The sequence below is a fragment of the Dietzia sp. Cai40 genome (assembly GCF_014145165.1).
GTDB classification, from domain to species: domain Bacteria; phylum Actinomycetota; class Actinomycetes; order Mycobacteriales; family Mycobacteriaceae; genus Dietzia; species Dietzia natronolimnaea.
On record NZ_JAALEB010000037.1, the window covers coordinates 1 to 6482 of the forward strand.

A 6482-nucleotide genomic window follows, 5' to 3' on the forward strand; every position below is an offset into this window, starting at 1 on the left:
CTGCCCCCTTTACCCCAGGAGCACCCATGATCGACGCCGTTGTCGACTTCTTCCTCTTCGGTCCCGGCCGCGCCTTCCTCCCGGCGTTCCAGGGCAGCTTCAACATGGCGTACCCGCCCAACGCCCCCTTCCCCGACGAGTTCTGAGAACGCCTCCAAGAACCACCCGTGGCGGTAGTCTCGAGGCATGGCTTCACTTGAGAATTCCGTGGTCGTCGGCATCGACGGTTCAGCAGCCTCGACCGGCGCCGTCGCGTACGCCGCCAACACCGCCGCCACCCGGCGGGTCCCGCTCGTGCTGGTGACCAGCTACACGATGCCGGCCGCCATGTTCGCCGAGGGCATGGTCCCGCCCCAACCCGTCTACGACGAGTTGGAGAAGGAGTGCCAGCCGATCGTGGAGCAGGCCAGGGCCACCGCCCTCAAGGTCGCCCCGGACATCGAGGTCTCGCACGCGATCGTCGAGGGCAACCCCTCGCAGGTCCTGATCGACTACTCCCGCAAGGCCAAGATGATCGTCCTGGGCTCGCGCGGACTGGGCGGGATCAAGGGGATGGTCCTCGGTTCGGTCTCGGCCTCGGTGGCCAGCCACGCGTTCTGCCCGGTCGTGGTGACCCGCGAGGACACCGACGACCTCGACCGCTCGGGCCCGGTCGTGGTGGGGGTCGACGGTTCCGAGGTCAGCACCAAGGCCACCGCGTGGGCCTTCGCCGAGGCCTCGGCCCGCGACGCCACCCTGATCGCGGTGCACACCTGGATGGACCCGCAGGTCCAGGCCGCCGCCGCGGGGATCGCGCTGACCGACGAGGACTGGCGGCAGCTCGAGGAACAGCAGCTCGAGGTCCTGTCCGAGCGGCTCGCCGGCTTCTCCGACCGCTACCCCGACGTGCGGATCGAGCGGGTCGTCACCCGCGATCGCGCGGTCCGGGCACTCGTGGAGCAGGCCGAGAAGGCCCAGCTCGTCGTCGTCGGGTCCCACGGGCGGGGCGGATTCACCGGCATGGTCCTCGGCTCGACCAGCCGGGCGCTCCTGCAGGCCTCGCCCTGCCCGGTGATGGTCGTGCGCCCGGAGTCGCACTCGTGAGCGCCGGGGAGGACATCCGGGTGCAGCGCAATGCCGCCGCCGGCCGGTTCGAGATCGTCGTCGACGACGTCGTGGCGGGTTTCGCCGACTACAGCGACGCCGACGGCGTCAGGACCTTCCCGCACACCGTGGTGGACAAGGAATTCGGCGGCCGCGGCCTGGCCGGGCGGATGATCGGCGAGGCCCTCGCGGTCACCCGCGACGAGGGCCTGCGGGTGCGGCCCGCCTGCGAGTTCGTCGAGCGCTACGTCCAGAAGAACCCGGACTCGGCGGACCTCGCCTGAGAGCCACTGCTCACATGACACCTGAGGTGCAGGTGAGTAACGAATAAGCGACGATTAACCCCACACACGGCCCGACCGGAGGCGTTCGGGGCGCAAGCGTGTTCTGCTGTGGGTGCGGCTCGCACTCGGGCCGAGTAGCTCTCGGGAAAGGATTACATCATGGGGACAATCATCGCCTGGATCATCATCGGCGGACTCGCCGGTTGGATCGCCTCCAAGATCATGAAGCGTGACGCCCAGATGGGCATTATCGCCAACATCGCCGCCGGCATCGTCGGCGCGTTCATCGTGGGCTGGCTCGTCTCGTTCCTTACCGGCGGCAGCGAGGAAGGCGTTATGCCGGCGGCCTTCTCCATTCCCGGCGTCCTCGCCGCTATCGTCGGTGCCTGCCTCGTGATCTGGCTCGTCAGCCTCGTCGGCGGTCGCAGCAACCGCGGCACCCGCGTCTGATCAGGTCAGACCAGAACGTGCCGGACGGCCCGGCCCCGATCCATCGGGGCCGGGCCGTCCGCATTTCGACGCGAGCGCCCGACAATTCCGGCATCACTCCGATAGGCCGATAGTCTGTCACCTGTGACGAGCGCACGGTCGACCAAACCCGGACCGCGGGAGCGGCTCCTGGCCACGTCGACCCGCCTGTTCTCCACCGACGGGATCCGCGCGGTGGGGATCGACCGGATCCTCAGGGAATCCAAGGTCGCCAAGGCCAGCCTCTACAACACCTACGGTTCCAAGGACGAGCTCGTCGTGGCGTACCTGCGGGCCATGGCCGAACGGGACCGCGCCCTGTGGCAGCGCCGCGCCGACGCCGCGCCGGACTCGCGCGGACGCATCCTCGCCCTGTTCGACATCGTCCGTGAGCGCGTGGAGCCCGCGACCCCCGGCTCGTGCCACCTCGCCGCAGCCATCGAGTTCCCCCGCCCCTGCACGGACGGCGAGCACGCCATCCGGGCGGCGGTGTCCGACCAGCGGGCCTGGGTCGCCTCGACCCTCCGCTCCGAGCTCGCCGGCATGGGGCTCGAGGACCCCGACAACATCGCCGACCTGGCGGACCGGTTGGCGATCCTCCACGACGGTTCCGTCACCGCCGCCATGCTCGGTGAGGTCGAGACCTCGGCGATGACGGCACGGAGCATGGCCGAGCTCATCCTGGGGATGGTCACGGAACCCTCGTGACGCGCGCGGCGGGTGTGGTGGGCGAGGTGCTGGTGACGCTCGGCGTCGTACTGGCACTCTTCGTCGTCTACCAGGTGTGGTGGACCGACCTGGGCGCGGCGCGCGCCCAGTCCGCCGCCGACGCCGAACTGGACCAGCGGTGGGGTGGACCGGACAACCCGCGGGGTCGCGGTACGGGCGTCGACGACGGGGACCCGGGGCTCTCCGGACTCGCCGACGGCACCGCGTTCGCCCGTCTGTACATCCCCGCGTTCGGCTCGGACTACCGGTTCGCGGTGGTGTCCGGGACCAGCGACGCGGCGCTGGAGACCGGGCCCGGGCACTACACGGAGACCCAGGGTCCGGGGGAGCCTGGCAACTTCGCCGTCGCCGGGCACCGGGTGGGCCGGGGATCGCCGTTCAACGACCTGGACGCCCTGCGCTCGTGCGACGCCCTGGTGTACGCCACGGCGGACCGGTGGCTGGTCTACCGCGTACTGCCCGTGGACGCCCCCGACCGCGCCTCTGCCCGCGCCCGGGCCGCCGAATGCCTACCCACGGACCTCGCCGACCGCGCGACGTCCGGCATGTACGAGGGACTGTCCGGTGTCTCGGTGGTCCGCCCGGAGGACGTGTGGGTGATCGACGCGGTACCCGGACGCGCCGAGCCCGCCTCCCCCGACCTGCTGCCCCTGGCCACGCTCACCACGTGCCATCCGCAGTATTCGGCGGCGGAACGGCTCGTGGTGCACGCGGTACTCGAACGAAGCGAGGCGCGGGTACCCGGCGAACTCCCCGCCGAGCTGGGGGGTCGGTGATGTACGCCTGGCTCTACCGGAGGCTCCCCGGGCCCACCCCGGTGCGGATCGTGCTGGTCGTCGTCCTGATCGCGGCGGTGTTCCTGTTGCTGATGGAGGTGGTGTTCCCCGCGGTCGAGGCGCTCATGCCGTACTCCCACGTGGCGGTCGACCCGGTCGCGGCCTCCCCGCCCGCCCCCTGAGCACGTCGGCCCCCTGACTCAGTCGGCCACCCGGGGTGCGACGAGCTCGGCCACCCGCTGGACCTTGACCGACTGTTCCTGCGTGGACTGCACCGCCAGGACCTGTGTCCCGCGGGCCAGGACCACCAGGGCGCCCCCCGGGCCGCCGGTGCGGCCACCGGTCCACCCGCCCTCGACGTCCGAGCGCTCCGACTCGCCGACCGGCGCCGAGCCGTCCACCAACTCGGTGGCCCGCTCCTCCGACTCGACCGAGTACACGGTGGTCGTGAGCTGGACGGCCCCGTCGGCGCTGTAGAAGAAGCAGGCGGCGGGGTCGACGCGGTCGTCGATCCGCACGTCGGTGGCCAGCTCGCCGTTGAGCCTCGACGCCTCGTCGACCGACAGGTACGGGCACTCCGCACTGGTCACCGGCTCGACCTGCGGGATCTCCGGCTCGCTGGTCTCCGGCGGCGCGGTCCGGATCGTCCCCATCTCCGGCGCCGGCTCGGTGTCCCCGCCGCACCCCGCCATCACGCCGAGCAGGACGACGGACAGGGGTGCGAGAAGGGTCGTGGCGGCGATACGCATGATGACCAGGATAGGACCCGACCCGCTGGGTAAGGTCATCACCACCGAACTGAGAGACCGACACTCATCGACCACCGACGGGGAGGCGCCCACATGACCGGCCCACCCACGCAGGCGCAGGGCGCCGACCGCACCGGGCATCGCCGGCGGGAGCTGCGCGAGACCATCTCCTCGGTCGCGTTGGACCTGGCCCTCGAGCGGGGGCTCGACGCCGTGACGGTGGACCAGATCGCCAAGGCCGCCAACGTGTCCCGTCGGACGTTCTTCAACTACTTCCCCTCCAAGGCCGCCGCGTGCATCCCGGACGCCTTCCCCCCGGACCGCGACGCGGTGCACCTGTTCCTCACCGACCGGTCCGTGTCCACGCTGACCGCGCTCACCCGCCTGCTGTGGCTGCAGGTCGCGATGGCCCGGCAGGAGACCCCTCTGTTCAACCGGTTCCACGACATGTGGCGGCGGGAACCGGGGATCCGGACCGAGGTGTACGCGATCCTGTCCCGGACAGAGGAGGAACTGGCCGCCCTGGTGGCCCGCCGGGAGGGCAGGGATCCCGGGTCCGTGGAGGCCGCGACGGTGGCGGCGGCGTCCATCGCGATCGTGCGGGTGGCGGTCGAGCAGTGGCGCACCGACGAGTCGCCGACCCTCCTGGAGGACCGGATCCGCGAGTCGTTCGACGCCGTCATCAGGGCGACCGAGATCCTCCCCGGCGACACCTGACCCGTCCGGGCGGGCGTCCGCGGAACGGTCGGGATCAGGGATCGGACGCCGACGTCGTAGGATCAGCCCATGCGATCGCAGCGACCCCGTCCCGGAACCGGGGGACGAATCGCCCGGGGGTTCGTGGCGTCGGCGGCGTTGGTGGCCGTGTCGGGGTGCTCCGCGCTCGGCTTCTCCGACGCCGGCGAGACGGGTCCACCCCGGATCTCGCCGGAACCCCGGCCCGACATCGCCGCGGCGATGGTGGAGGGTCGTCCCGATCCCGACACGCGGTTGAACGCGTGTGAACTCCTCGACCTGACGCCCGCCGAACTGATCGAGCTCACCGACGCCGACATGCCCGAGGTCGAACCCATCGGCTCCGGCAATCTGGGCCTGATGTGCACCTACGGCGGTCCGGGATCGCCCGAGTTGTACGAGATGCAGCAGGCGGAGGCGGACACCGAGGCAGAGGCGGAGGCGGGGGCCGACACCACCACGGAGGTCAAGCCCATGCCCACGACCTCGCCCACGACCACCCGGACCACCACCGGTGAGCGGGACGAGATCCCGGACACCTTCGCGGCCGGGGTGGTCAAGCCACGTGGGGGCCCCCAGGCCGCGCTGCGCGGCCAGCCCGCGATGTTGGGGGTGCGGTACGCGTGTTCGGAGATCCGCGGAGCCGACGGGGCGTCGATCGAGGATGCACCCCCGGCCGCTCCCGAGGCGCCCGCCCCGGTCCGACCCGAACTCGATACCGCGTACATCGACTGCGTGGCGGCCCCGACCGGCGGGGGCGTCGAGGTCCACACGATCCTCATCGCGGACAACGACCTGTGGCACATCACGTTGATCAGCCCGGAGACGCCGCGTTCGCCCGATGCCGAGGCACGGGCACTGGAGGGCCTGCGCAGGGTCGCCGAGCACATCCTCGACTGAACCCGGGCCGCCCGGCGCGGAAATGGGGAACGACGCCGGAGCCCCTCAGCATCCGACGCCGTTCCCTCCTGCGGACTGCGCATCGCGCCTTCCGGAATCCACGCTCGCCTCGGAAGGCGGCGGGCCGACACCCCCCCAGGTGCCCCGGTATTCATACCGGCCCCTCGTCGTGAAGTAACAGCCCCTCGTCCGCACTTCACCTCGCCACCGCACCCCCCGGCCGGTGACTGGAAGAACTCTATGTTGCACCCGCGGAGCAGGCAAGGCCATGATCTGCGGTTCTTCTGTTGACTTTGGGTCAACAATTGGAGACGGAGGATCTACCAGCGGTTCTGCGAGCGCCGTTACCAATGAACATTGGAACCGTGACCCGGCGGGCCCGGGACCGTGCGGATCGGACCCGCGAGGCCCGGTCGGCCCGACGGGTACCCAGCCACCCGGGGTCCGGGGTATTGTTACTGCTGTTGCCTGTGTGGCGCATGTGATTTCAGTGAGTCGTGCCCCGGGTCCACCCGCCCGAACCATCACCACCGCCCGCCTGCCCGCGGCCGAAGGAGAACGATGTCCCGCCGATCCCGCTTCCTCGCGACCCTCCTGGTCACGACCGGCCTCGTCGTCGGACTGGCCCCCGCCGCGTCAGCGCAGTCCGTCGCCTTCCCCGGCCTGGAGTCGGCGCCCCTCCCCCAGCTGCCCGGGCTGGCCTCGCAGCCCGTCCTCACGATCCCCGTGCCGGCTCCGCCGCGCCCCGCCGTGGAGCC

9 protein-coding genes and 1 pseudogene are annotated in these 6482 nt (G+C 71.1%); 9 read left to right on the forward strand and 1 reads right to left on the reverse strand.

Features of this window, described 5'->3' with window-relative positions:
* The first annotated feature begins 186 nt into the window (after positions 1–186).
* From G6022_RS01775 to G6022_RS01800, 6 genes are all read left to right on the forward strand, one after another.
* Positions 187–1083 carry a universal stress protein gene (locus G6022_RS01775; RefSeq protein WP_179523576.1) on the forward strand — a complete coding sequence of 299 codons (897 nt, stop codon included), beginning with the start codon at positions 187–189 and terminating at the stop codon, positions 1081–1083.
* Positions 1080–1367, forward strand: coding sequence for a GNAT family N-acetyltransferase (locus G6022_RS01780; protein WP_179523577.1), 288 nt, complete (start codon positions 1080–1082; stop codon positions 1365–1367). The genes G6022_RS01775 and G6022_RS01780 overlap by 4 nt, the downstream gene beginning before the upstream one ends.
* A 159-nt stretch (positions 1368–1526) precedes the next feature.
* Entirely contained in the window at positions 1527–1817 is a 291-nt protein-coding gene (locus tag G6022_RS01785; RefSeq protein WP_182639740.1) for a GlsB/YeaQ/YmgE family stress response membrane protein, read from the forward strand.
* Between the two features lie 123 nt (positions 1818–1940).
* Positions 1941–2543, forward strand: a complete 603-nt coding sequence (locus G6022_RS01790; protein ID WP_182610642.1) for a TetR/AcrR family transcriptional regulator — start codon at positions 1941–1943, stop codon at positions 2541–2543.
* Positions 2540–3340 (forward strand): class E sortase, encoded by an 801-nt coding sequence (locus G6022_RS01795; RefSeq protein ID WP_347237859.1) that lies wholly within the window; start codon positions 2540–2542, stop codon positions 3338–3340. The genes G6022_RS01790 and G6022_RS01795 overlap by 4 nt, the downstream gene beginning before the upstream one ends.
* The gene (locus tag G6022_RS01800) at positions 3340–3522 is read left to right on the forward strand and encodes a hypothetical protein (RefSeq protein WP_179523579.1); all 183 of its coding nucleotides are present in this window, start codon (positions 3340–3342) and stop codon (positions 3520–3522) included. Before G6022_RS01795 ends, G6022_RS01800 begins: the two co-directional genes overlap by 1 nt.
* 18 nt (positions 3523–3540) lie before the next feature.
* Here the strand turns inward: G6022_RS01800 and G6022_RS01805 are convergent, their stop codons facing one another.
* Positions 3541–4089 carry a DUF2020 domain-containing protein gene (locus G6022_RS01805; protein WP_182610643.1) on the reverse strand — a complete coding sequence of 183 codons (549 nt, stop codon included), beginning with the start codon at positions 4087–4089 and terminating at the stop codon, positions 3541–3543.
* Between the two features lie 93 nt (positions 4090–4182).
* Between G6022_RS01805 and G6022_RS01810 the strand changes: the two genes are divergently transcribed.
* From G6022_RS01810 to G6022_RS01820, 3 genes and pseudogenes are all read left to right on the forward strand, one after another.
* Positions 4183–4806: a TetR family transcriptional regulator gene (locus tag G6022_RS01810; RefSeq protein WP_182639738.1), complete on the forward strand. Its 624-nt coding sequence runs from the start codon at positions 4183–4185 to the stop codon at positions 4804–4806.
* 69 nt (positions 4807–4875) lie between these two features.
* Positions 4876–5724, forward strand: coding sequence for a hypothetical protein (locus G6022_RS01815; protein WP_182639737.1), 849 nt, complete (start codon positions 4876–4878; stop codon positions 5722–5724).
* A gap of 561 nt (positions 5725–6285) precedes the next feature.
* Positions 6286–6482, forward strand: a pseudogene (locus G6022_RS01820) (hypothetical protein); the annotation flags it as partial.